Source organism: Aliidiomarina indica (assembly GCF_015354615.1).
GTDB classification, from domain to species: Bacteria; Pseudomonadota; Gammaproteobacteria; order Enterobacterales; family Alteromonadaceae; genus Aliidiomarina; species Aliidiomarina indica.
On record NZ_JACAVQ010000001.1, the window covers coordinates 410,832 to 434,935 of the forward strand.

A 24,104-nucleotide genomic window follows, 5' to 3' on the forward strand; every position below is an offset into this window, starting at 1 on the left:
ACATTATGCCTTCATGTTGAATTGCCAACGATACTGGGTACGACTCCACATCAAGGCTGTAAAGCAGTAAAACAAAGACATCAAAAAAGAAATATTCCAAGCGGCCGCGTTCTCCATATTGTTGGCCCAGCTCAGGTCCATGGTCTTTACCGTTAACTGAACCATCGCAATGACCCAGGCGATGATGATAATGACTGCCTGAGCGTTGAGGTACCGGCTAAGCCGTCGGTCGAGGTGCGCGCGCGCACCGTGCAGCCAATGAATACTAAACATTTGTGCAAGGGCGGTGAAAGCAAAGTAAAACATTATTCCTTGCTCACGCATAAAGCGATAGAAATCACCTTCAGTTCCTAGAAAATCGACATAGAGCACGAGAAATAATGCACCTATAGCCCCGCTAATAAGCACGTGAAAAGGGCGTTTGCCGGTAATTTTCCGGAGCCAATGGTAATGTAAATACCAAAATGCGAGGAGAAATACAGCGAGGGGCATCATCAGGCCGCGAAATAGAAAGATTGCGCTACCTAAACGCGCTGCACGACTAATTGAAGTGCAGCCGTGAATATAGGGAATACACTCATAGGCCACACCTTCCATGCGACCGATAAGATAGGCACCATTTGCGGCAATAAGGGGGATAAGAAATAGAAGCCAAGCAATGTGCTTGGGTTGCATAATAAGCTCCGGCTGTTTATCGGTTGTAGTAACGTCGCCAGTAATCAGTGCGATCCGTTACCGAACTCTGCCATGCATTATAGACATTATGATTCTCAGTAAAGTAACTGCTGTTTTCAAAAGTAACCCGACCGAACGTATAGTAGCGCGAACAGCGGTTGATTAAACCCTGACGATAGTCCATCACTGTATTTTGGTACTCGTGAAATTGGTTTAGGTAATTGCGGGTTTGGCTTATTTGCGTGAGTGTGGGCCCTGTATGTTGCTGATAGCACTCGTTATAGCTGCGCTGGCGCAAGCATTGTTGAATAGTGCCGGAATAGGCAGCAACCATATTATAGGTTTCGTCTTGTAACCGGCGGTTGGCATCCCCCATATCCCAATAGTAATTGAGCTGACGATCGTGAAAAGCCACTTCATTATCACATTGCTGCTCAGCCTGATAATCACTAATGATGGCGGAACCTTGATCGACACATTGTTGTTGGGCCCAAGAATCGTTGGGATAACGGCTGTAACATTGTGCAGCCAAATTAAAGTAGGCCGCATCGGTAGCATCACAGCCCGTGAGCTGAATGCTAGTTAATGCGGCACAGGTTACTGCAGCTAGAGAAATGAACGTGCGCTTCATAGTGGCCTCGAACAGGGATGTAATCGTTTAAAATATAGACAGAAATTTTGTACGATACAACAAAAATTAGCGTCCTGTTACAAGGCGACCAATTGTCGACAATGTGGGGCGGGTTTTCTTGAAAATGTCATGTTTCACGGGTATTATGGCGTCTCTTTCTAGCTCGGTGTCGACAATCAATGACCTATGCCCCTACGTGGAAATCACCCGTCACAAGTTCTGACCGTGTTCTCTTTGAGATTCAACGGGCCATTGTCGAAGGTGAAATTGCGGCGGGAAGTAAAATTAGTGAGCCAGAGCTCGCGCGCCGTTTTGCGGTGAGCCGTGCGCCATTGCGTGAAGCGTTAGCACGGCTTGAGCGCTGTCATTTGATCGAGCGCACACCAAACGCAGGCGCGCGCGTGGTTACGCTTTCGGTATCAGGCTTGCTTTCTCTTTATCAATTGCGAGAAGAGTTAGAAGGCTTGGCGTGTCGTTTAGCTGCAGAACATATGCCACAGGCAGAAATTGAAGAGATGCAGGCCCTGCTCGATAAGCACTTGCAAAGCCAACGTGTGCGTGAGGGCGAAAGTTATTATCAAGAAGCCGGGGATTTAGATTTTCATTATCGAATTATCCTTGGTAGCAAAAATCCGTATTTAATTAATATACTCTGTGACGAGCTCTATTTTCTTGTGCGTATGTATCGCGTACAGATGGGTATGAATGGGCCGCGGGTATCACGGGCATTTGACGAACATAAAGCAATTCTTCAGGCTATCGCCAATCGCGATGGTGAATTAGCCGATCTTTTGATGCGCCGCCATATTGGGGCATCACGTCGTAATATTGAAATTCAACTGGAAACTACAAGGAATTCCCATGAGCCGAACTGAGAGCGCAGGCGCCAAATTGCGTCAAGCCATTGCTGAAAACCAACCTTTACAGATTGTAGGTACCATTAATGCCTATACTGCCATGATGGCTGAGCGGGTTGGTCATAAAGCCCTATACTTGTCAGGTGCAGGTGTCGCAAATGCCTCATTTGGTTTACCTGATTTGGGTATGACCTCGTTAAACGATGTTTGTGAAGATATTCGTCGTATTACCGGTGCCACTGACCTGCCATTGTTAGTGGATGCAGACACCGGGTGGGGTGGCGCATTTAATATTGCTCGCACCGTGAAAGAGATGACGCGTGCTGGCGCTGCAGGGTTTCATATTGAAGATCAGGTGGCCCAAAAGCGCTGTGGACATCGTCCGAATAAAGAAATTGTTTCCCAAGGTGAAATGGTTGATCGGGTGAAAGCGGCAGTAGATGCCCGCACAGATGACCAGTTTTTAATTATGGCGCGCACCGATGCGTTGCAACAAGAAGGCTTAGAAGCTGCTATCGAGCGCGCTCATGCCTGTGTTGAGGCGGGCGCTGACGCGATTTTTGCCGAGGCCGTTCATACGTTGGAGCAATACAAAGCGTTTACCGATGCACTGAACGTACCGGTGTTGGCCAATATTACTGAGTTTGGCGCCACCCCTCTGTTTAATCGTCGTGAGTTAGCAGAAGTGGGTGTCGAGATGGTGCTGTATCCGTTAAGTGCATTCCGTGCCATGAACAAAGCGGCATTGAATGTTTATGAGAATATTTTGGCGACGGGCGACCAAAAAGACGTGATTGATACGATGCAAACCCGCGCAGAACTGTATGACTTTTTGAATTATCACGCGTTTGAAGAAAAGCTAGATGCGCTTTTCACCAAGAAATAAGAATTTTAAACATTGCAAGTTAAGGAGTTAAACATGGTCGATAAGAAACTAGGTGGCGCAGGTTTGCGCGGTCAGGTCGCAGGACAAACAGCGTTATGTACAGTCGGGCAGAGTGGCTCAGGATTAACGTATTACGGGTATGACATTAAAGAATTAGCAGACAAGGTGAGTTTTGAAGAAGTCGCTTATTTGCTGGCTCATGGTGATTTACCGAACAACGATCAATTAATTGCTTACCGTGGGCGCCTGAAAACCCTGCGTGGCTTGCCACAAGCCTTGAAAGACGTGCTTGAACGCATTCCAGCGGATGCACATCCCATGGATGTTATGCGCACCGGTTGCTCGTTTTTAGGGAACCTAGAAGGCGAAGAAGACTTCAGCCAAGCAGACGATAAAATTGAGCGTTTAATCGCTGTTTTCCCAAGTATTCTGCTGTATTGGTATCGCTTTACTCATGATAACGTGCGCATTGATACAGAAACTGACGATGAGTCGGTAGGTGCACACTTCTTGCATCTATTGCACGACAAAAAGCCATCGGATTTGCATGCTGCAGTGATGAATACGTCACTTATTCTCTACGCGGAGCATGAATTTAACGCATCGACGTTTACGGCGCGTGTGTGCGCATCAACGCTTTCCGATATTTTTTCTTGTGTCACCGGTGCGATCGGTTCACTGCGCGGTCCACTGCACGGTGGTGCGAACGAAGCAGCAATGGACCTGATTCAGGATATGAAAGATCCGGATCATGCTGAAAGAACATTGATGGAAATGTTAGCCCGTAAAGAAAAAATCATGGGCTTTGGCCATGCGGTATACCGCGAGTTTGATCCGCGTAACGATATCATTAAAGGCTGGTCAGAAAAGCTAGCTGATGAATTCGGTGATCGTCGCTTATACGACGTGTCTGTCCGCTGTGAAGAGGTGATGTGGCGGGAGAAGAAACTGTTCCCGAATGCTGACTTCTTCCACGCATCGGCGTATCACTACATGGGCATTCCTACCAAGTTATTCACGCCTATCTTTGTGATGTCGCGGGTAACGGGCTGGACAGCGCACGTGAAAGAACAGCGGGCAAATAATCGTATCATTCGTCCTAGTGCAGATTACACGGGCCCAGCACCACGCTCAGTTCCTGCATTAAACAAACGGTAAGAGAGCTATGAATACGCAATATCGTAAACGCTTGCCCGGCACCAATCTCGAGTATTTCGATACTCGCGAAGCCGTGGAAGCTATTCAGCCGGGAGCTTTTGCTAAGCTCCCGTATACATCGCGAATTCTCGCTGAGAATCTAGTGCGGCGTTGTGAACCGGATATGCTGCGTGAGAGCTTGTTGCAGTTTATCGAACGCAAACGCGACTTAGATTTCCCGTGGTTCCCTGCACGCGTCGTGTGTCACGATATACTCGGGCAAACGGCGTTAGTGGATTTGGCTGGATTGCGGGACGCCATTGCTGCGCAAGGTGGCGACCCAGCTAAAGTAAATCCGGTGGTGCCCACGCAGTTGATCGTCGACCATTCATTAGCGGTTGAACATGCTGGCTTTGATAAAGACGCCTTTGAGAAAAACCGGGCGATAGAAGACCGTCGCAACGATGACCGTTTCCACTTTATCAACTGGACCAAAACGGCCTTCAAAAACGTGGATGTGATTCCTCCTGGGAATGGCATTATGCACCAAATCAATCTGGAGAAGATGTCTCCGGTGGTGCAGGTACGTGATGGTGTGGCGTTCCCGGATACCTGTGTCGGTACTGATAGTCATACCCCCATGGTTGATGCCTTAGGCGTGATATCCGTAGGTGTGGGTGGCCTTGAAGCCGAGAGCGTGATGCTCGGTCGCGCTTCGTATATGCGTTTACCCGACATTATTGGTGTTGAGCTTACCGGCAAATTACAGCCAGGAATCAACAGCACCGATTTAGTATTGGCGATTACTGAGTTCTTGCGTCGCGAGCGCGTGGTTGGCGCCTACCTTGAGTTCTTTGGCGAAGGTGCCGACGGGCTATCTATTGGTGATCGTGCGACGATTTCCAATATGACGCCTGAGTATGGTGCGACTGCGGCTATGTTCTATATCGATGAGCAAACCATTGATTATCTGAAGCTCACCGGACGCGATGACAAACAAGTGGCACTGGTTGAAACCTACGCGAAAGAAACAGGTTTATGGGCGGACAGCCTGAAATCTGCGGAATACGAGCGGGTATTAACGTTTGACTTGAGCGCTGTTGAGCGCAACCTAGCGGGCCCTTCAAATCCTCATTCGCTATTACCAGCGCGGGAACTTACGAGCCGCGGTATCGCCGGTAAATGGGATCAGGAAGAGGGCAAAATGCCCGATGGCGCCTGTATTATTGCCGCCATTACGTCTTGTACCAATACCAGTAATCCGCGCAACATGATTGCTGCGGGTCTTATTGCGCGAAATGCCAATAAATTAGGATTAACGCGCAAACCTTGGGTGAAAACATCGTTAGCACCGGGTTCAAAAACGGTGAAGATGTATTTGGAAGAAGCGAAACTGCTGCCTGAGTTAGAGCAACTTGGCTTTGGTGTTGTTGGCTTTGCCTGTACCACCTGTAACGGTATGAGTGGTGCACTTGACCCGGTTATCGAAAAAGAAGTGGTTGAGCGTGATCTATACGCAACGGCGGTGTTGTCGGGCAATCGTAACTTCGATGGTCGGATCCACCCTTACGCCAAGCAAGCATTCTTAGCGTCGCCACCATTAGTGGTTGCCTATGCGATTGCGGGAACCATCCGCTTTGATATTGAAACCGATGCATTAGGAACAGATGCGGAAGGGAATCCAATTACCCTCAAAGATATCTGGCCCAGTGATGAAGAAATCGATGCAATTGTGAAGCAAGCGGTTAAACCTGAGCAATATAAGAAAACCTACGACCCCATGTTTAATCTAAGCGTCGACTATGGCGACGATATTAGTCCTCTTTATGATTGGCGTCCGCAAAGCACCTATATCCGTCGCCCTCCTTATTGGGAAGGTGCGCTAGCGCACAAACCGACCCTGAAAGGAATGCGGCCGTTAGCAGTGTTAGGGGACAATATCACTACCGATCACCTATCGCCGTCGAACGCCATTATGTTGGATAGTGCGGCCGGTGAATACTTGGCGAGCATGGGTGTTCCTGAGGAAGACTTTAACTCTTATGCAACCCACCGCGGTGATCATCTCACAGCACAGCGGGCAACCTTTGCGAATCCAAAACTGTTTAACGAAATGGTATTAGAGGACGGCAAAGTAAAACAAGGCTCGCTGGCACGTATTGAGCCTGACGGTGAAGTGGTTCGCATGTGGGAAGCGATTGAAACCTATATGGAACGTAAACAACCGCTGATCATTGTGGCGGGTGCCGATTACGGGCAAGGTTCTTCACGTGATTGGGCCGCGAAGGGTGTTCGCTTAGCTGGCGTCGAAGCCATTGTTGCCGAAGGTTTTGAGCGTATTCACCGTACCAACTTGATTGGTATGGGCGTCATGCCGCTTGAGTTTGAGCCAGGCACCACACGCAAAACCTTACACATCGATGGCACAGAAGTGTTCGATGTAGAAGGCGAAGCTTCTCCTGGTGCTACCTTGACGCTGGTGATACATCGTCATAGTGGTGATGTGTCTAAAGTGCCTGTGAAATGCCGGTTAGATACTGCAGAAGAATTGGAGATCTATTCAGCGGGCGGTGTGTTGCAACGTTTCGCAAAAGATTTCTTAGAGTCTGAGGCGTAACTCCATGAGTCATGCAGCACAAGTAAAAATCCCCGCCACCTATATGCGTGGCGGGACTAGCAAAGGGGTGTTCTTCAGGCGCGATCAGTTGCCGGAAGTGGCGCAACAGCCTGGTAAGGCAAGGGACGCCATGCTGTTACGGGTCATTGGTAGTCCTGATCCATATCAAAAGCAAATCGATGGTATGGGGGGGGCCACCTCAAGCACCAGTAAGTCGGTGATTGTGTCGAAAAGTGAGCAGCCAGGGCACGATGTAGACTACCTGTTTGGTCAAGTTTCTATTGATAAAGCTTTTGTCGATTGGAGTGGCAACTGCGGTAACTTATCCGCCGCCGTTGGGCCTTTTGCGGTTCACAGTGGTTTGATTTCAGCGGATCGTATCCCTGAGAACGGTACCGTCACTGTGCGGATTTGGCAGGTCAATATTGGTAAAACCATTGTCGCCCATGTTCCGATTCGCAATGGTGAAGTGCAAGAAACGGGTGACTTTGAACTCGATGGCGTTACTTTCCCAGCCGCGGAAGTGCCTGTGGAGTTTATGGACCCGGCAGCGGATGACGGTGATAGCGGTGCTATGTTTCCTACTGGAAATTTACGTGATCAACTCGAGGTTCCGGGCATTGGCACTTTGGAAGCGACCTTCATTAACGCAGGTATTCCAACCATTTTTGTCCATGCAGAAGCCTTAGGCTATACCGGTGTAGAGCTGCAAGGTGCGATTAACGAAGATCCCAAAGCCTTGGCAATGTTTGAGTTAATACGAGCCCATGGCGCAGTCAAGATGGGTTTAATCACTACCTTAAGTGAAGCGGAATCACGGCAACACACGCCAAAAGTTGCGTTTGTTGCAGGGCCGCAAAGCTACACTACGTCGAGCGGTAAAACGGTGGCAGCATCGGATATTGATTTGGTGGTGCGTGCGCTGTCCATGGGCAAACTACACCATGCCATGATGGGCACTGCTGCAGTGGCTATCGGTGCAGCAGCCGCAGTTCCCGGAACTATCGTGAATTTAGCGGCGGGTGGTGGTGATCGGACAGAAGTCACTTTTGGGCACCCATCGGGTACTTTACGGGTAGGTGCGGAAGTGGCTCAAGTGAAGGGCCAATGGACAGCAACGAAAGCACTCATGAGCCGTAGCGCACGAATTCTCATGGAAGGTTGGGTACGGATCCCGGGTGATTCGTTCTAATGAAATGTCCGTGTGGTTCTGAGCGCGATTATGCTGATTGCTGTGGGGTGTTTCATCAAGGAGCGAATGCGCAAACACCGGAGCAATTAATGCGCTCCCGTTACAGTGCCTTTGCCATGGGAAATAGCCAGTATTTGTTGGCAACGTGGCATGAACGTACACGACCTGCATTGAAACTGGATGATAACCCAGAGTGGGTAAAACTTGAAATTCTGGCAGCAGGGCAGCAGGGCGACCAAGGTCATGTCCATTTTCGGGCGTTCTACCGTGTTCAGGGTGAACTAGGAATGCTCGCAGAACACTCAACCTTTGTGCGTGAAGATGGTGTCTGGTTTTATCTGTCTGGTGACATTCAATCATAAAAAAAATGCCCGCAATCAGCGGGCATTTTTATAGGTGTCGGTGGTGTCCTTAAGCGTTTGCGTACAGGCCTAAGTTTGCCTTGGCGTAGGCTTCAAATTCCGTACATCCACCCACGTGCAGCTCATCGACAAAAATCTGCGGAACCGTCATGACTGGCTTACCGATGGTTTTTTCAAGATCCGCTTTGCTGATACCTTCTTGCATCATATCGACATAGCGATACTCAAAATCATCGCGATCCTTTGAAAGTTTATCGGCAATTTGTTCTGCGCGTACGCAAAATGGGCAGCCCGGCCGGCCAAAAATTACAGTTAACATCCGCTACTCCTAAAAACCTGTAAGCACACTTCAATGGCGCGAAGTATGCCAAAAGCACAGGGTAAAGTGAAATCGATTAAAGCGATACCCCTGTTCGGTTCCCTTTTATTTGTGTTCTAAATGAAGATCCGAGGTTGGCAGACATACGCATGGAAGGATATCGCCAGATCGGACATAGGCGAGTGGTTCCGTTGTGTACTCAATACTGCCCGAGATAAGTTTGGTACGACATGCGCCGCAAAACCCGTTACGACAATGGTAGCGTGCTTCAAGTCCCGAGGCTTCCATAACTTCAAGCAAAGAGGTCGGGGCATCCGCCTCGACCTCTATGTCTATCTCTTCATTAATTCGAATACGGAACCGAGTCATGAGAATTACAGATCGAAATCTCCGAAGTCGTCAACACTCACTTGACTGTCTATTTGGCCCACCAGATAGGAGCTGATTTCAGCTTCTTGAGGCGCCACTTGTACGTTGTCGGATACCAGATACTTATTCATCCATGGCAACGGATTATTCTTTTGGTCGTACTCTGGCTCAAAGCCAATGGCTTGCATGCGCAAGTTGGCGATATATTCCACATATTGACACAGGATTTGCTCGTTCAACCCGATCATAGAACCATGTTGAAATAGGTAGGTGGCCCAGGCTTTCTCTTGGGCAACGGCCTTGCGGAAAATCTCAAGCGCTTCTTCTCGACATTCCGCTGCAATTTCCTGCATTTCAGGATCATCTTCACCATGTTGCCACAAATTAATGATGTGCTGCGTTGAGGTTAGGTGAAGGTTTTCATCGCGCGCAATCAAGCGGATAATCTTCGCATTCCCTTCCATCAGCTCGCGTTCGGCAAAAGCGAACGAACAGGCAAAGCTTACGTAAAAGCGAATAGCTTCAAGGGCATTGACCGAGTTAATGCACAAATAAAGCTTCTTCTTTAGATTCCGGATATTCACATGATAGGTTTCCCCATCCAATGTCACTTCACCTTCGCCGTACGTTTGCCAAAGCTGTGTATGGAAAATGAGGTCATCGTAGTATTTGGAGATATCAGTCGCGCGCTTTTGAATTTCCTCGTTACTCACGATGTCATCGAACACTGCACTTGGGTCACTAAATAAGTTACGTAGAATATGCGTGTACGAGCGTGAATGAATTGTTTCAGAAAAAGCCCAGGTTTCGATCCAAGTTTCTAGCTCAGGTAAAGAAACAATCGGAAGAAGAGCAATATTTGGGCTGCGACCCTGCACAGAATCAAGCAATGTCTGATACTTCAAGTTCGAAATAAAGATATGCTTTTCGCTTTCCGACACTTTCTGAAAGTCGACACGATCACGACTTACATCAACTTCTTCCGGACGCCAGAAAAAGCTCAGTTGTTTTTCAATCAGTTTCTCGAAAATAGGGTGCCGCTGTTGGTCGTAGCGGGCCACGTTCACTGGGTTACCGAAAAACATCGGTTCCCCAAGTGGATTCACGTTGGTCTGATTAAATGTGGAATATCGCATGATTACCTCAAATTTTGCATGCACCGCCAGCGCAATCATCATCTTCTTCAATGACTGCAGTGACCGCTTCGCCTTGCTTGGCGCTTTCTTCGAGTTTTTTCCGGATGCTAGAACTCATATCGATCTGGCTGTCAGATGCGCCGTCCCGAGTATTGTGATAGTACATGGTTTTTACGCCTAACTTATAGGCATACAGCAGATCTTGTAATAACTGCTTCATCGGCACCCGACCGCCTTCAAACTTGGACGGATCGTAGTTGGTGTTTGCAGAAATGGTTTGGTCGACGAACTTCTGCATAATACCAACCAATTCCAAATAGCCTTTATTATTTGGAATACTCCACAGTAGCTCATACTGATCTTTTAAGCGCTCATATTCTGGAACAACTTGCTTCATCACGCCGTCTTTGGAGGATTTAACGCTCACATGACCGCGAGGAGGTTCAATACCATTGGTCGCATTGGAAATTTGCGAGGAGGTTTCCGACGGCATTAACGCAGATAACGTGGAGTTGCGTAAACCATGGGTTTTCACCGACTCACGCAAGGCTTCCCAATCGTAATGCAGTGGTTCCGAGCAAATTGCATCCAGATCCTTTTTATAGGTATCGATGGGCATGATACCTTCGGAATAGGTGGTTTCGTTAAATTTGGCACATGCGCCTTTTTCTTTCGCGAGTTCATTTGAAGCTTTCATTAAATAATACTGCATGGCTTCGAAGGTACGATGCACCAGATTATTTGCACTGCCATCGCTGTAGCGCACGCCGTTTTTCGCTAAATAATAGGCGAAGTTAATCACGCCGATACCAAGCGTACGACGGGCCATGGACGCATTAAAGGCTGCAGGAACCGGATAATCTTGGTAATCCAACAGGCTATCGAGGGCGCGCACGGCTAAATCAGCGAGTTCTTCAAAGTCGTCTAGCGATTTGATGGCGCCAAGGTTGAATGCCGACAGCGTACAGAGGGCAATTTCCCCTTCTGCATCGTTGATGTGCTGAAGTGGCTTCGTTGGTAATGCGATCTCCAAGCACAAGTTACTCTGCCGAACCGGTGCTAATTTCGGATTGAATGGGCTGTGATTGTTGGTGTGGTCGACGTTTTGTAAGTAAATCCGACCGGTGCTGGCCCGCTCTTGCATGAACAAACTAAAGAGCTCAATGGCTTTAATCCGTTTTTTGCGAATACTGTCATCCGCCTCATACTGAACGTACAAGCGCTCAAATTCGTCTTGATCGGCAAAGAACGCATCGTATAACCCAGGAACGTCAGACGGACTAAACAGGGTGATATATTGATCTTTCACCAAACGTTGATACATCAGCTTGTTAAATTGCACGCCGTAATCAAGATGACGGACGCGGTTTTCTTCCACACCACGGTTATTCTTCAACACCAACAATGATTCGACTTCCAAGTGCCAAAGCGGGTAGAAGAGGGTAGCGGCCCCACCTCGAACACCCCCTTGTGAACAGCTCTTTACCGCTGTTTGGAAGTATTTAAAGAATGGAATACATCCGGTGTGGAATGCTTCGCCGTTACGAATAGGGCTGCCTAACGCACGGATACGACCTGCATTAATACCGATACCGGCACGCTGGGATACGTACTTCACAATGGCACTGGCGGTGGCGTTAATGGAATCGAGGCTGTCGCCACACTCAATGAGTACGCATGAGCTGAATTGCCGCGTAGGTGTGCGAACCCCAGACATAATGGGGGTTGGCAGTGATAATTTGAAAAGAGAGGTCGCATCGTAAAAACGACGGATATAATCCAAGCGCTTTTCTTTTGGATAGGTTGCAAACAAACAAGCAGCAACCAAAATATAGAGAAATTGCGCACTCTCATACACATCACCGGTAACCCGGTTTTGCACTAAATATTTGCCTTCGAGCTGTTTCACCGCTGCATAAGAAAAGTTCAGGTCACGGCTGTGATCGAGGTAGCCGTTCATTTCCTCGAATTCTTCGCGACTGTAATCTTCGAGCAAATGCTTATCGTAACGATTCATGCCGACCAGTTTACTGACATGGTCGTACAAATGCGGCGGTTCAAATTCGCCGAAAGCCTTTTTGCGCAAATGGAAAATAGCTAAGCGCGCCGCTAAGAACTGATAGTCAGGTACTTCATCACTGATAAGTTCAGCCGCTGCGCGGATAATGGTTTCATGAATGTCGGCAGTTTTGATGCCATCGTAGAATTGAATGCGTGATTTCAACTCAACCTGCGAGACAGAAACGTTACGCAGACCTTCGGAGGCCCAACTGATGACACGATGGATTTTATCTAAATCAAGCGCTTCAGTAGTACCATCGCGCTTTGTGACATTAATTGACTGGCTCATATAACCCTCGCAGGTGGTTTTTCTTATCACTATATCTTGTGGTCATAGATCGTGCTTGATGGGTTTTCACACAATATATAGTGTTGCGGTTTAAAACGTATGCTAGTCACGAGTGCGTCGTTGATCAAGACAAGAATTTGCATTTTTTCGCAGGGCCGAGGGTTGCAAATCATAAATTTCAACAATCTCAAGGCGTACAGGCAAATTTGTGATTTTAGAATTATTAGTTATTTACAATCGCTAATACGATATTAAAAAGTATATGCGATTCGTGCTGTCGATGAAATCGCCAAGTTCGTGCTGTTTCTTGAATTTTTAGCTGTGACAACAACGAGCACTTTCGCCCTGGTGGTTAATTTTTATACCACTGAAGGAGATCCTGAAAAGCGTCGATGTGATGGTCGGCGCCCCAGTCATGAACAACATCATGGTCACCAAGATACCCATAAGCAGCGAGTATGGTTTCCATCGATGCCCGTCGGCCTGCTTCGATGTCACGTTCGGCATCACCCACATAAAAACAATCCTGTGGCTTTACCTGAAGTTGTTTAGCGGCAAGCAAGAGGGGGTCAGGGTGGGGTTTGTTTACGGCGAGCGTATCGCCACATACCAACACATCGATTTCCGCAAGGGGTGCGAACTCTTGCACCACGAGCTTGGTATAGAGAGTGGGTTTGTTGGTGACGATACCGAGTCGAATTCCTTTTTTCTTCAAGGCGGCCAGCGTGTCGGCAACGCCGGGAAATAAGACGGTGTGCACGCAGGTATGCGCTTCGTAAATGTCGAGAAATTCCTGCCGTAGCGCCTGTGTGTTAAAACGTTCAAAGGCATCGCCAAAACCTAACCGCAACAGGCCATAGGAACCGTGAGATGCATGCGGGCGAATCTCATGTGCGGTTTTCTCGGGGAATTCATAACGCTTGAGCACTTCGTTTAAGGCAAAGCCAAGATCAGGGGCTGTATCTAAAAGCGTGCCGTCAAGATCAAAAAGGATTGCGGGTTTGGATTCGCGCGTGGTCATAGTTTCCCTGATTCAATGATTAGGCGGACGGTTGTTCGGCAGCAGGCCGTTCACAAGCAACGATATAGTTCACATCTAAGTTGCGGTCACTCAAAAAGAACTGACTAAGCAGCGGATTGTAATGAATTCCGGTGGCGGCAATCTCTTTAAGGCCCGCGTCTTCAGCAAAACGAATAAGCTCAGAAGGACGAATGAACTTCTCTGCATCGTGGGTGCCTTTGGGGACCCAACGTAAGACATATTCTGCGACAAAAACACCCAATAACTTGGCTTTTAGGGTGCGATTTAAGGTTGAAAAAACTAAGCGGCCACCCGGTTTTACCAGCGTTGCGCAAGCACGCACTACAGCGGCGGGGTCGGGCACATGCTCAAGCATTTCCATGCATGTGACCACATCGAATTGTCCGGCGTGCGCCATCGCAAAGTCTTCCGCGGTAGTTTGTTGGTAATCGATGGTTAACTCAGAATCTAGCGCGTGCAAACGGGCAACCCCTAAAGCATCAGGGCTCATATCAATACCGGTGACCTGAGCGCCTGCCTTTGCCATTGCTTCCGTTAGCAGTCCGCCGCCACAACCTACATCAACGACTTTTCGGCCAGCAAGCCCAAGCCCATACAAATCAATAAACTCCAACCGCAGCGGATTAATCTGATGTAATGGACGAAAATCGCCATCGGGATCCCACCAACGTGTGGCCATACTATTAAATTTTTCAATTTCAGCGGGGTCGACGTTCGGGTTTGTGGCCTTCGCTTGCATGGTCATTCCTGAGCAGTAAAGATTTATGGGAACAAAGTGTACCCAAAGCGCATCGGCTCTACCAGTCTTTGTGTGTGCCTAGCTAAAGTTATCTGAAAGCATGCAAGGGAGTCGTCAAAAGCCGATCCCTGTGATATTCTGCTTCGGTTAAAAAGATAGGCGATTTACTCGAGAACTATAACGATACAAAGAGTACTGGTTAGGGAAAAAATATGAGCGATCTTGCCAAAGAAATCATGCCGATTAACATCGAGGATGAACTGAAGAATTCGTATCTCGATTACGCAATGAGCGTTATTATCGGGCGCGCGTTACCGGACGTTAGGGATGGTTTAAAACCGGTGCACCGTCGCGTTTTGTTCGCGATGAATGTACTTGGAAATGATTTTAATAAACCTTACAAGAAGTCAGCCCGGGTTGTGGGTGATGTGATTGGTAAATACCATCCTCATGGTGACTCTGCGGTTTACGATACCATCGTACGAATGGCGCAGCCGTTCTCACTTCGATACATGCTTGCCGACGGCCAAGGAAACTTCGGTTCCGTCGATGGCGACTCTGCAGCGGCCATGCGTTATACCGAAGTGCGGATGTCAAAAATTGCCCATCAGTTACTTGCTGATCTAGACAAAGAAACCGTCGACTTCGTACCCAACTACGATGGCACCGAGTTTATCCCTGAAGTGCTGCCCACGCGTATTCCTAACTTGTTAGCCAATGGCTCATCAGGTATCGCCGTTGGTATGGCAACGAATATTCCGCCACATAACCTGACGGAAGTGATTAATGGCTGTTTGGCCATGGTCGACAATCCTGACATTCAGCTTGAAGAGCTGATGGAGCACATTCCAGGTCCAGATTTCCCAACTGCGGGTATCCTATCGGGTCGCCAGGGCATCATTGATGCGTATCGGACAGGCCGTGGAAAGATTTACATTCGTGCACGTGCCGATGTAATCACTGACGAAAACAACGGTCGTGACACCATTGTCGTGCATGAGCTTCCCTATCAGGTGAATAAAGCCAAGCTCATTGAGAAAATTGCTGAGTTGGTAAAAGACAAGCGCATTGAAGGTATTAGTGCGCTGCGCGATGAGTCTGATAAAGACGGTATGCGCGTGGTGATTGAATTGAAGCGGGGCGAGTCGGGCGAAGTCATGCTCAACCACCTCTATCAAAATACGCAGATGCAAGTCGCGTTTGGTTTCAACATGGTGGCGCTAGATAAGGGCCAGCCGAAGTTGTTTACCCTGCGTGAAATGATTGAAGCCTTCATTACACACCGCCGTGAAGTTGTTACGCGTCGTACCGTATTTGAATTGCGTAAAGCCCGAGAGCGTGCTCATACCCTGGAAGGGTTAGCTGTTGCTCTGGCGAATATTAATGAGATTATTGAGCTAATTAAGCGTTCACCGTCCCCAGCAGAAGCAAAAGCGCAACTGATTGAGCAGATGTGGAGCCTAGGTGATGTCGCGGTGATGTTGGAGCGTGCTGGTGTTGATGCCGCGCGTCCTGATTGGGTGGAAGAGGGCTTTGGTGTCATCGGTAGCGATTATCGACTCACTGAAGTACAAGCCCAAGCGATTCTAGATTTGCGTTTGCATAAGTTAACTGGGCTTGAGCACGAGAAAATCCTGACAGAATATAAAGGACTTCTCGATACTATTGCTGAGCTGATGCACATCTTGGCAAGTTCTGAGCGTTTGATGGAAGTGATTCGTGAAGAGCTAGTCGCAGCAAAGGCTGAGTTCGGTGACGAACGTCGCACCGAAATTACTGCTGCCAGCCATGACATCAATATGGAAGACTTGATTGAACAAGAAGATGTTGTGGTGACCTTGTCACACCAAGGCTACGTAAAGTATCAATCGTTGAAAGAATACGAAGCGCAGAAACGGGGCGGTAAAGGCAAAGCAGCAACCAAAATGAAAGATGAAGATTTCATCGAACGTTTATTGGTGGCCAACACCCACGATATGATTCTTTGCTTCTCAAGTCGTGGCCGCGTGTATTGGATGAAAACTTACCAACTTCCGTATGCGAGCCGTGCTGCGCGCGGTAAGCCGATTGTGAACCTGTTACCGCTTGAAGATAACGAACGAATTACCGCTATTTTGCCGGTCTCTGACTTCTCAGAAGAGCGCTTTGTGTTTATGGCAACGCGTATGGGAACCGTGAAGAAAACACCATTGGTCGAATATTCACGTCCACGGACCAGCGGCATTATCGCGTTGAATCTAAATGATGGTGATGAGCTGATTGGCGTTGACCTCACTCAAGGTGATTCAGAGATTCTGCTCTTCTCGGATGCGGGTAAAGTGGTTCGCTTTAGCGAAAATCACGTACGCTCGATGGGGCGGACAGCTACGGGTGTTCGCGGCATGCGCATTCCTCCAGACCAACGTATTGTGTCTTTGATTGTGCCGCGCAGTGCTGAAAGCGCCATTCTTACGGTGACTGAAAACGGGTTTGGTAAGCGCACACCGCTCGCCGATTATCCTGCCAAGTCTCGGGCAACCATGGGGGTTGTTTCCATTAAGGTGTCGGAACGTAATGGCGCTGTGGTGGGGGCCCTTGAAGTGGTTCCTGGTGAACACCTCATGCTAATCAGTAATCGTGGTACTTTGGTGCGTACTCGCGTTGATGAAGTATCAACGGTAGGGCGCAATACACAAGGTGTGACCCTAATTCGTACCGGTACTGATGAAGTGGTGGTAGGTATGGCACGTATCGCTGAAATGGAAGAAGAGCTTGAAGAAGGGTTGGTGGATGCCGACGCTGATGAAAGCACGGACACCGAAGCGAATACTGATGTAGACGCGCCAGACGTGGATGAAGATTCAGGTTCCGGAGCTACGGGTGATGATCTTTAACTTCTCAGCGGGGCCGGCGATGTTGCCGGCCCCTGTTTTAGAAAAGGCACAACGCGAGCTTGTTAATTGGCAGGGGCTAGGAATTTCCGTCATGGAGATCAGCCACCGGGATCCAGTTTACGTAAAAATGACTGAGGAAGCGGAGCAAGATCTTCGCGATCTCATGAGCATTCCAAATAACTATTCTGTGTTATTTATGCATGGCGGAGGGCGCGGTCAATTCTCTGCTGTTCCTCTGAATATTGCTAGTTCGGATGCAACGGTCGATTACCTCAACTCCGGTATTTGGTCTGGATATGCTATTCGAGAAGCCAAAAAATATGTGCGCGTCGTGAATGAAGTAGCACATGTGATCGACGGCCCGGACGGAAAAATAATTCCGCCGTTATCCGATTGGTCGTTATCTCCGAATGCCAGCTATTTACATTATTGTCCAAACGAAACGGTCGATGGTATGGCTCTGCATGAGGTTCCTGATGTAACGGTTCCCGTGGTTGCGGACATGTCCTCGTCGATACTCTCTGAGCCCCTTGATGTCAGTCGGTTTGGGATTATTTACGCAGGTGCCCAGAAAAACATAGGTCCTTCCGGTTTATCCGTCGTGATTATCCGCAACGATTTGCTTGAAGCCACTGCGCAGAATCAAGTATGCACGGTGATGAATTATAAAATTCAGGCGGCAGAGAAATCTATGTATAACACGCCAAATACCTTTGCTTGGTATCTGGCGGCGGAAGTATTTAAGTGGTTAAAAGCGGAAGGTGGCCTTCCCGCAATGGCGGAATTAAATCAACGCAAATCAGAGTTAATTTATGAGTGCGTGGATAATTCGTCGTTCTATCACAATACCATCGCACCACAGAACCGATCGCGAATGAATATTCCGTTTCAATTGGTGAATCCAGCCCTCGACGAGGAGTTTCTGCGCCGGGCTGAGAAAGAAGGTTTGATGTCATTAAAAGGCCATCGTTTTGTCGGCGGTATGCGAGCAAGTCTGTATAACGCGATGCCTTATGACGGTGCAAAGGCATTGGTCGATTTTATGACCCGTTTTGCAAAAGAATATCAGTAACGTCCACAGTCGATGGGCGATAATTTATAAAAACGTACAATGAGTAATTGAGGAATCCCATGCAAGAGTTTGACGCAGCACGTTTAGCATTACCCGGTATTCGCGAGCTTCAGCCATATCAAGCAGGCAAGCCCATCGAGGAAGTTGAACGTGAGCTTGGTATCCGTAATATCGTAAAGCTTGCATCAAATGAAAACCCGCTGGGGGTTAGTCCGAAGGTTCGTGACGCTCTCGCTGCACGAATTAGTGAGCTAGCTCGTTACCCCGATGCAAATGGCTTTTATTTGAAACAAGCGATTGCTGATAAATTTGCCGTCTCAGCGAAACAAATTACGCTCGGGAACGGCTCCAATGATGTGCTCGAATTGTTAGCCCGCACCTATGTTACACCTGCCAATGAAGTCATTTTTTCGCAGCATGCATTTGTTGTATATCCGTTAGTGACGAAAGCGATTGGGGCGACACCCGTTGCCGTACCCGCGAAAGATTATGGCCACGACTTACCGGCGATGTTGGCCGCTATCACTGACAAAACGCGGATGGTGTTTATTGCGAACCCGAATAATCCAACGGGAACTTTTTTAACCAAAGAGGCATTGGAAGATTTTATTAAGCAGGTGCCAAAGCACGTGTTGGTTGTACTCGACGAGGCTTATTACGAGTATGTCCCTGAAGCTGAACGGGCACCAAGCTTTGAGTGGATCCAAGCATATCCAAACCTCGTGGTCAGCCGCACCTTTTCAAAGGCTTATGGATTAGCTGGTTTGCGCGCGGGCTATATGGTGAGTCACCCGGCGGTTGCGGATTTAATGAACCGCATTCGTCAGCCTTTCAATATGAATGAGCTTGCTCTGACTGCGAGTATGGCCGCGCTTAAAGATGACGACTTTATCGAACGTTCGGTTGAAGTGAACAGTGACGGCATGCAGCAACTGATTCGTTTCTGTGAACATCACGGTCTTGACTATATTCCGTCTTATGGAAACTTCTTAACCATTGAGACCGGCTCTGAATCTGCGGAAATATTTACCAAGCTATTGCACAAAGGGGTGATTGTGCGCCCTGTAGCAGGCTATGAGCTGCCTAATCACTTGCGAGTGAGCATCGGCTTACCGCAAGAGAATGACGCCTTCTGTAACGCGATGGCGGAAATTCTGAACGGGCAATAATATGACCGTCACCACACTGACTTTACCCCACGCAAATGCTTGCTCGGGCCGGGTGATCTTGCCCGGTTCTAAGAGTATCGCTAATCGGGCACTGCTTCTTGCCGCGCTTGCCGAGGGCGAGACGCGCTTAGATAACATGTTGCTGAGTGACGATACTCAGCGCATGCGTGAAGCACTTACTGCGTTAGGGATTGGGGTAGCGGATGGTGACAGCGATACCCAGTTTGTGGTGCAGGGTAATGGCGGCTTATTTAAAAGTCGACAACCCCTTGAACTATTCCTCGGCAATGCGGGTACCGCGATGCGACCTCTTGCCGCTATGTTAGCGGCTGCCGAGGGGGAATTTATGCTCACCGGCGAGCCACGGATGTATGAGCGCCCGATTGGTCCACAAATAGACGCTCTGAAAGCGATGGGCGCGCAGATTGACTATCTAGGTGAGCCCGGCTTTCCGCCCTTGCGGATTCAAGGTAAGCCTTTACGTGGTGGCGTAATTCACCTCGATGGCAGCTTATCGAGCCAATATGTTTCCGCCATTCTTATGTTGCTGCCGTTGCTTGGACAGGATTCGGAGTTGGTGCTGAGTGGCGAGATAGTATCGGCACCATATATTCAACTTACCCTTGCGATGATGCAAAGTTTCGGCGTTGATGTGCAGAGTTCTCGTCTCGGACACTATCAAGTGCAGGGCGGGCAACGCTATCGAAGCCCTGGCGTGTATTGGATTGAGGGAGATGCATCATCTGCCTCGTACTTCCTAGCGGCTGCAGCCATTGCTGGCGGACCTGTGACCGTGGAAGGTGTCGGTTCTGCAAGTTTGCAGGGAGATAAGCGGTTCGCTGAAGTATTAGCCAGCATGGGGGCTCAGGTTGAGTACAGTGAGCGTGAGATTACCGTGCGACGCGGAAGTGACCTGCGTGGGGGCGATTTTGATTTAAACGACATCCCAGACGCGGCGATGACGATAGCAACAACAGCCTTGTTCGCGAAAGGCACAACGCGCATTGGTAATATCTACAATTGGCGCTTAAAAGAAACCGATCGACTGCATGCCATGGCGACAGAACTGCGCAAAACCGGTGCTAGGGTGGAAGAGGGCGACGATTTCATTGTGATCACGCCACCGCAAGTAATTCGCCATGCCCGTATTGCAACCTATGATGACCACCGCATGGCGATGTGCTTTTCGTTGCTCGCATTTGCCAGCAATAGCGTAACTATTGAAGATCCTGACTGTTGTCGGAAGACATTTCCTTCTTACTTTTCCGAGTTTTCATCCCTGTTGAGTTCCACCCGGTAATGGGCCCCTCGTGCAGTTCTGCACAGAAAACGAGCGATATTGCGTAATTTAAGATGCAATTTTCTGCCAAATCCGTATAATTTTGGCGCTTGATTTTATTATGCGCAATCGATTTGACGCGGTTGCGCTCAACTATTGGTAGCAATTGAGGTAGACATGTCGGATATCGAACCAGGCAAAACGACCGCTGCGGCAGAACGCCTTGCTCCGGTGATTACCATTGACGGACCAGGCGGTTCGGGTAAGGGCACCGTGTGTCGTTTACTGGCGGAGACATTAGGTTGGCATCTCTTAGATAGCGGCGCTATCTACCGCGTGTTGGCCATCGCCGCGATGCACCACGATTTTGAGCCGTCAGACGAAGATAGTTTGGTGGCATTGGCGACGGATCTCGACGTGGAATTTTTAGCTAATGAAGAAACGGGCTTAACCCACGTTATCCTTGAAGGTGAAGATATCACGATGACGATTCGCACCGAACAAGTGGGTGCCGACGCGTCTAAAATTGCCGCTTTACCGCGTGTGCGCGAAGCCCTGTTGCGCCGTCAGCGGGCCTTTCGGGAAATGCCAGGATTGGTAGCAGACGGTCGCGATATGGGAACCGTGGTTTTCCCAGATGCGGAAGCGAAGATATTCCTTACTGCAAGCGCCGAAGAACGGGCGAATCGTCGCTATCAGCAATTGCAGGAAAAGGGCTTTGATGCTAATATCGACGAATTAATCAGTGAAATTAAAGATCGGGATGATCGCGATATGAATCGCTCTGTGGCTCCACTGAAGCCAGCGGAGGATTCGTTGTTTCTAGACTCTACCGATTTAACCATTGAAGAAGTGGTTGCGCAAGTGCTTCAGTTTGCACATGAAAAGCTATCAGTTTCATCAGCTTAGCAGCCACAAAGGAAAGAATTTGAAGGCCAAAGGGCCGTTCAAGGGTTAGTGCGACGGAATGCGCTAACAAAGTAAAACAACCCCGCCGCCACGGATGTTCGGTGGATGTATTTAAAGCGAAGTTAATTAAACTTATGACTGAAAATTTTGCCCAGCTGTTTGAGGAAAGCCTCAAAGAAATCGAAACCCGTCCTGGTTCTATCGTAAAAGGCACTGTTGTTGCCATTGAGAAAGATCTTGTACTGGTAGACGCCGGCCTGAAATCTGAAAGTGCCATCCCTGCTGAACAGTTCATGAACGCTGACGGTGTACTTGAAATCGCTGTAGGCGATACCGTAGAAGTGGCTCTTGACGCAGTAGAAGACGGTTTCGGAGAAACGATTCTTTCTCGTGAGAAAGCGAAGCGTTTCGAAGCATGGGTACAGCTTGAAGCTGCTCATGAAAATGACGAAACTGTTATCGGTATTATCAGCGGTAAAGTAAAAGGCGGCTTCACAGTTGACCTGAACGGTGTACGCGCATTCTTACCAGGTTCTTTGGTTGATGTACGTCCTATCCGTGACACAGCTCACCTTGAAAACCGTGACTTGGAATTCAAAGTGATCAAGCTTGACCAGAAGCGCAACAACGTTGTTGTTTCTCGTCGTGCTGTTATCGAGAAAGAGAACAGTGCAGAGCGTGATCAATTGCTTGAAAACCTTCAGGAAGGTCAAGAAGTTACAGGTATCGTTAAGAACCTAACCGACTACGGTGCATTCGTAGATTTAGGTGGCGTTGACGGCTTGTTGCACATCACTGATATGGCATGGAAGCGCGTTAAGCATCCAAGCGAAATCGTGAATGTTGGCGATGAAATCACCTGTAAGGTTCTGAAATTCGATCGTGACCGTACCCGTGTTTCTTTAGGTCTAAAACAGCTTGGCGAAGATCCGTGGAGCGATATCTCTGCGCGTTACCCAGAAAACTCAACCCTGCAAGGTCGCGTTACCAACCTTACCGACTACGGTTGCTTTGTTGAACTGGAAGAAGGCGTTGAAGGTTTGGTTCACGTGTCTGAAATGGATTGGACCAACAAAAACGTTCACCCATCTAAAATTGTTAATTTAGATGACGTGGTTGAAGTTATGGTTCTTGAAATCGACGAAGAACGTCGTCGTATTTCTCTGGGTATCAAGCAATGTAAACCGAACCCATGGGAAGAATTTGCGAAGAACCATCAGAAAGGTGACAAAGTCAGCGGTAAGATCAAGTCAATTACTGACTTCGGTATCTTTATCGGTCTTGATGGCAACATCGACGGACTAGTTCACTTATCTGATATTTCTTGGAACGCTGCCGGCGAAGAAGCCGTACGTGACTTTAAGAAAGGCGAAGAAGTTGAAGCCGTTGTTCTTCAAGTTGACGCAGAGCGCGAGCGTATCTCTCTGGGCATCAAGCAGATTTCTGAAGATCCAGTGAATAACTTCCTTGCGGCTCACAAGAAGGGTGCTATTGTTACAGGTAAGGTCACTGAAGTTGACGCCAAGGGCGCAACTGTTAGTTTGGCCGACGGCGTAGAAGGTTACGTTCGTGCATCTGATATCTCTCGTGATCGTGTTGAAGACGCATCTACTGTACTAAATGTTGGCGACAGCATTGAAGCTCGGTACATGGGAATCGACCGCAAGAATCGCGTAATCAGCCTGTCTATCAAAGCGAAAGACGAAGCTGAAGAGAAAGCGGCAATGGAAAGTGTTAACGCAACTGAAGACAATGCGTTTAGTAGCGCAATGGCAGAAGCGTTCAAAGCAGCAAAAACTGACGATTAATCATCGCCAAAAATTGGCTGCTTTGTGAATCATTAAGGATCTGTTATGACGAAGTCTGAACTGATTGAGATTTTGATTGCGAAGCAGCCTGAGCTGCAGCCTAAAGATGTGGAGCGCGGTGTTCGGGAGATTCTCGAAGTCATGGTTCACGCTTTGGCCGATGGAGACCGCATTGAAATTCGTGGATTTGGAAGTTTTTCACTTCATTTCCGCAGACCTCGGGTTGGCCGTAATCCTAAAACCGGCGAGCAAGTGGATTTGGGGGGCAAGTATGTTCCCCATTTCAAACCGGGAAAAGCGTTGCGGGAACGAGTCAACGAATCAATTCAAGGTTAGCCGTTGTCGGTTAGACGTAATTTCAAAAAGGCATGCTATAATGGCGTGCCTTTTTTATTTGCAGCGCCGTTCAGGGATTTGCTATGGCTCGTGTAATCTTAATTTTGATACCTATTATACTGTTGTTTTTATTGGCATTTGTGATTGGTAAACATAATGCGCAAGAGGTGTCTTTAAATCTGCTCGTGGTCGAACGTACCTTTTCTGTTGCGAGTATATTGGGCGTGACACTCGCCATTGGTTTTGTGCTTGGTTTACTTACAGTGTCGCTCGGATATTGGCGGCTCAAATGGCAAGTTCGTCGGCTCAAAAAAGCATTAGTTAAATCTGCTGGAGCCAAATAGCA

22 protein-coding genes are annotated in these 24,104 nt (G+C 48.4%); 14 read left to right on the forward strand and 8 right to left on the reverse strand.

Annotated features, from left to right (window positions below):
- Nucleotides 1–3 precede the first annotated feature (3 nt).
- Both HXZ99_RS01840 and HXZ99_RS01845 read right to left on the reverse strand, forming a co-directional pair.
- Nucleotides 4–675 (reverse strand): hypothetical protein, encoded by a 672-nt coding sequence (locus tag HXZ99_RS01840; RefSeq protein ID WP_194755563.1) that lies wholly within the window; start codon nt 673–675, stop codon nt 4–6.
- Between the two features lie 16 nt (nt 676–691).
- Entirely contained in the window at nt 692–1,306 is a 615-nt protein-coding gene (locus HXZ99_RS01845) for a hypothetical protein (RefSeq protein ID WP_194755564.1), read from the reverse strand.
- A gap of 179 nt (nt 1,307–1,485) precedes the next feature.
- Between HXZ99_RS01845 and HXZ99_RS01850 the strand changes: the two genes are divergently transcribed.
- The 6 genes from HXZ99_RS01850 to HXZ99_RS01875 are packed head-to-tail and all read left to right on the forward strand — an operon-like array spanning nt 1,486 to nt 8,357.
- On the forward strand, nt 1,486–2,181 hold the full coding sequence (locus tag HXZ99_RS01850) for a GntR family transcriptional regulator (protein ID WP_194755565.1): 696 nt from the start codon (nt 1,486–1,488) through the stop codon (nt 2,179–2,181).
- Nucleotides 2,168–3,049, forward strand: coding sequence for a methylisocitrate lyase (gene prpB / locus HXZ99_RS01855; RefSeq protein ID WP_194755566.1), 882 nt, complete (start codon nt 2,168–2,170; stop codon nt 3,047–3,049). The genes HXZ99_RS01850 and prpB overlap by 14 nt, the downstream gene beginning before the upstream one ends.
- Nucleotides 3,050–3,082: 33 nt before the next feature.
- On the forward strand, nt 3,083–4,207 hold the full coding sequence (gene prpC, locus HXZ99_RS01860) for a bifunctional 2-methylcitrate synthase/citrate synthase (protein WP_194755567.1): 1,125 nt from the start codon (nt 3,083–3,085) through the stop codon (nt 4,205–4,207).
- A 7-nt stretch (nt 4,208–4,214) separates the two neighbouring features.
- Complete coding sequence (acnD, locus tag HXZ99_RS01865) at nt 4,215–6,803, forward strand: Fe/S-dependent 2-methylisocitrate dehydratase AcnD (RefSeq protein WP_194755568.1); 2,589 nt, start codon at nt 4,215–4,217, stop codon at nt 6,801–6,803.
- Nucleotides 6,804–6,807: 4 nt separating this feature from the next.
- Entirely contained in the window at nt 6,808–7,995 is a 1,188-nt protein-coding gene (gene prpF, locus HXZ99_RS01870; protein ID WP_194755569.1) for a 2-methylaconitate cis-trans isomerase PrpF, read from the forward strand.
- Nucleotides 7,995–8,357 (forward strand): YchJ family protein, encoded by a 363-nt coding sequence (locus HXZ99_RS01875; RefSeq protein WP_194755570.1) that lies wholly within the window; start codon nt 7,995–7,997, stop codon nt 8,355–8,357. The genes prpF and HXZ99_RS01875 overlap by 1 nt, the downstream gene beginning before the upstream one ends.
- A gap of 49 nt (nt 8,358–8,406) precedes the next feature.
- Here the strand turns inward: HXZ99_RS01875 and HXZ99_RS01880 are convergent, their stop codons facing one another.
- From HXZ99_RS01880 to ubiG, 6 genes are all read right to left on the reverse strand, one after another.
- A complete protein-coding gene (locus HXZ99_RS01880; protein WP_194755571.1) occupies nt 8,407–8,676 on the reverse strand; it encodes a GrxA family glutaredoxin in 270 nt (89 codons plus the stop codon).
- 105 nt (nt 8,677–8,781) lie between these two features.
- Nucleotides 8,782–9,045 (reverse strand): class I ribonucleotide reductase maintenance protein YfaE, encoded by a 264-nt coding sequence (yfaE, locus tag HXZ99_RS01885; RefSeq protein ID WP_194755572.1) that lies wholly within the window; start codon nt 9,043–9,045, stop codon nt 8,782–8,784.
- Between the two features lie 5 nt (nt 9,046–9,050).
- Nucleotides 9,051–10,181, reverse strand: coding sequence for a class Ia ribonucleoside-diphosphate reductase subunit beta (gene nrdB, locus HXZ99_RS01890; protein ID WP_194755573.1), 1,131 nt, complete (start codon nt 10,179–10,181; stop codon nt 9,051–9,053).
- A 7-nt stretch (nt 10,182–10,188) separates the two neighbouring features.
- Nucleotides 10,189–12,531, reverse strand: coding sequence for a class 1a ribonucleoside-diphosphate reductase subunit alpha (gene nrdA, locus HXZ99_RS01895; RefSeq protein WP_194755574.1), 2,343 nt, complete (start codon nt 12,529–12,531; stop codon nt 10,189–10,191).
- Nucleotides 12,532–12,883: 352 nt separating this feature from the next.
- Complete coding sequence (locus HXZ99_RS01900; protein WP_194755575.1) at nt 12,884–13,552, reverse strand: HAD family hydrolase; 669 nt, start codon at nt 13,550–13,552, stop codon at nt 12,884–12,886.
- A 19-nt stretch (nt 13,553–13,571) separates the two neighbouring features.
- On the reverse strand, nt 13,572–14,318 hold the full coding sequence (gene ubiG / locus HXZ99_RS01905) for a bifunctional 2-polyprenyl-6-hydroxyphenol methylase/3-demethylubiquinol 3-O-methyltransferase UbiG (protein ID WP_194755576.1): 747 nt from the start codon (nt 14,316–14,318) through the stop codon (nt 13,572–13,574).
- A gap of 206 nt (nt 14,319–14,524) precedes the next feature.
- On the opposite strand from ubiG, the gene gyrA reads away from it, so the two are divergent.
- The 8 genes from gyrA (at nt 14,525) to HXZ99_RS01945 (ending at nt 24,102) form a co-directional block, all read left to right on the forward strand.
- Complete coding sequence (gene gyrA / locus HXZ99_RS01910) at nt 14,525–17,185, forward strand: DNA topoisomerase (ATP-hydrolyzing) subunit A (RefSeq protein WP_194755577.1); 2,661 nt, start codon at nt 14,525–14,527, stop codon at nt 17,183–17,185.
- Nucleotides 17,175–18,257, forward strand: coding sequence for a 3-phosphoserine/phosphohydroxythreonine transaminase (gene serC / locus HXZ99_RS01915; protein ID WP_194756039.1), 1,083 nt, complete (start codon nt 17,175–17,177; stop codon nt 18,255–18,257). The genes gyrA and serC overlap by 11 nt, the downstream gene beginning before the upstream one ends.
- Before the next feature lie 59 nt (nt 18,258–18,316).
- A complete protein-coding gene (gene hisC / locus HXZ99_RS01920; RefSeq protein WP_194755578.1) occupies nt 18,317–19,426 on the forward strand; it encodes a histidinol-phosphate transaminase in 1,110 nt (369 codons plus the stop codon).
- A gap of 1 nt (nt 19,427) precedes the next feature.
- Nucleotides 19,428–20,726 (forward strand): 3-phosphoshikimate 1-carboxyvinyltransferase, encoded by a 1,299-nt coding sequence (aroA, locus tag HXZ99_RS01925; protein ID WP_194755579.1) that lies wholly within the window; start codon nt 19,428–19,430, stop codon nt 20,724–20,726.
- 156 nt (nt 20,727–20,882) lie between these two features.
- Nucleotides 20,883–21,614 (forward strand): (d)CMP kinase, encoded by a 732-nt coding sequence (cmk, locus tag HXZ99_RS01930; RefSeq protein ID WP_194755580.1) that lies wholly within the window; start codon nt 20,883–20,885, stop codon nt 21,612–21,614.
- A gap of 134 nt (nt 21,615–21,748) precedes the next feature.
- Nucleotides 21,749–23,422, forward strand: a complete 1,674-nt coding sequence (gene rpsA, locus HXZ99_RS01935; protein WP_194756040.1) for a 30S ribosomal protein S1 — start codon at nt 21,749–21,751, stop codon at nt 23,420–23,422.
- Between the two features lie 45 nt (nt 23,423–23,467).
- Nucleotides 23,468–23,758 (forward strand): integration host factor subunit beta, encoded by a 291-nt coding sequence (locus tag HXZ99_RS01940; protein ID WP_194755581.1) that lies wholly within the window; start codon nt 23,468–23,470, stop codon nt 23,756–23,758.
- Between the two features lie 83 nt (nt 23,759–23,841).
- Entirely contained in the window at nt 23,842–24,102 is a 261-nt protein-coding gene (locus tag HXZ99_RS01945; RefSeq protein ID WP_194755582.1) for a lipopolysaccharide assembly protein LapA domain-containing protein, read from the forward strand.
- Nucleotides 24,103–24,104: the final 2 nt, after the last annotated feature.

Bases quoted from the DNA above. Each gene is read 5' to 3' on its own strand.
- HXZ99_RS01840 (WP_194755563.1), bottom strand. From the start codon at position 675: ATGCAACCCAAGCACATTGCTTGGCTTCTATTTCTTATCCCCCTTATT.
- HXZ99_RS01845 (WP_194755564.1), bottom strand. From the start codon at position 1,306: ATGAAGCGCACGTTCATTTCTCTAGCTGCAGTAACCTGTGCCGCATTA.
- HXZ99_RS01850 (WP_194755565.1), top strand. From the start codon at position 1,486: ATGACCTATGCCCCTACGTGGAAATCACCCGTCACAAGTTCTGACCGT.
- prpB (WP_194755566.1), top strand. From the start codon at position 2,168: ATGAGCCGAACTGAGAGCGCAGGCGCCAAATTGCGTCAAGCCATTGCT.
- prpC (WP_194755567.1), top strand. From the start codon at position 3,083: ATGGTCGATAAGAAACTAGGTGGCGCAGGTTTGCGCGGTCAGGTCGCA.
- acnD (WP_194755568.1), top strand. From the start codon at position 4,215: ATGAATACGCAATATCGTAAACGCTTGCCCGGCACCAATCTCGAGTAT.
- prpF (WP_194755569.1), top strand. From the start codon at position 6,808: ATGAGTCATGCAGCACAAGTAAAAATCCCCGCCACCTATATGCGTGGC.
- HXZ99_RS01875 (WP_194755570.1), top strand. From the start codon at position 7,995: ATGAAATGTCCGTGTGGTTCTGAGCGCGATTATGCTGATTGCTGTGGG.
- HXZ99_RS01880 (WP_194755571.1), bottom strand. From the start codon at position 8,676: ATGTTAACTGTAATTTTTGGCCGGCCGGGCTGCCCATTTTGCGTACGC.
- yfaE (WP_194755572.1), bottom strand. From the start codon at position 9,045: ATGACTCGGTTCCGTATTCGAATTAATGAAGAGATAGACATAGAGGTC.
- nrdB (WP_194755573.1), bottom strand. From the start codon at position 10,181: ATGCGATATTCCACATTTAATCAGACCAACGTGAATCCACTTGGGGAA.
- nrdA (WP_194755574.1), bottom strand. From the start codon at position 12,531: ATGAGCCAGTCAATTAATGTCACAAAGCGCGATGGTACTACTGAAGCG.
- HXZ99_RS01900 (WP_194755575.1), bottom strand. From the start codon at position 13,552: ATGACCACGCGCGAATCCAAACCCGCAATCCTTTTTGATCTTGACGGC.
- ubiG (WP_194755576.1), bottom strand. From the start codon at position 14,318: ATGACCATGCAAGCGAAGGCCACAAACCCGAACGTCGACCCCGCTGAA.
- gyrA (WP_194755577.1), top strand. From the start codon at position 14,525: ATGAGCGATCTTGCCAAAGAAATCATGCCGATTAACATCGAGGATGAA.
- serC (WP_194756039.1), top strand. From the start codon at position 17,175: ATGATCTTTAACTTCTCAGCGGGGCCGGCGATGTTGCCGGCCCCTGTT.
- hisC (WP_194755578.1), top strand. From the start codon at position 18,317: ATGCAAGAGTTTGACGCAGCACGTTTAGCATTACCCGGTATTCGCGAG.
- aroA (WP_194755579.1), top strand. From the start codon at position 19,428: ATGACCGTCACCACACTGACTTTACCCCACGCAAATGCTTGCTCGGGC.
- cmk (WP_194755580.1), top strand. From the start codon at position 20,883: ATGTCGGATATCGAACCAGGCAAAACGACCGCTGCGGCAGAACGCCTT.
- rpsA (WP_194756040.1), top strand. From the start codon at position 21,749: ATGACTGAAAATTTTGCCCAGCTGTTTGAGGAAAGCCTCAAAGAAATC.
- HXZ99_RS01940 (WP_194755581.1), top strand. From the start codon at position 23,468: ATGACGAAGTCTGAACTGATTGAGATTTTGATTGCGAAGCAGCCTGAG.
- HXZ99_RS01945 (WP_194755582.1), top strand. From the start codon at position 23,842: ATGGCTCGTGTAATCTTAATTTTGATACCTATTATACTGTTGTTTTTA.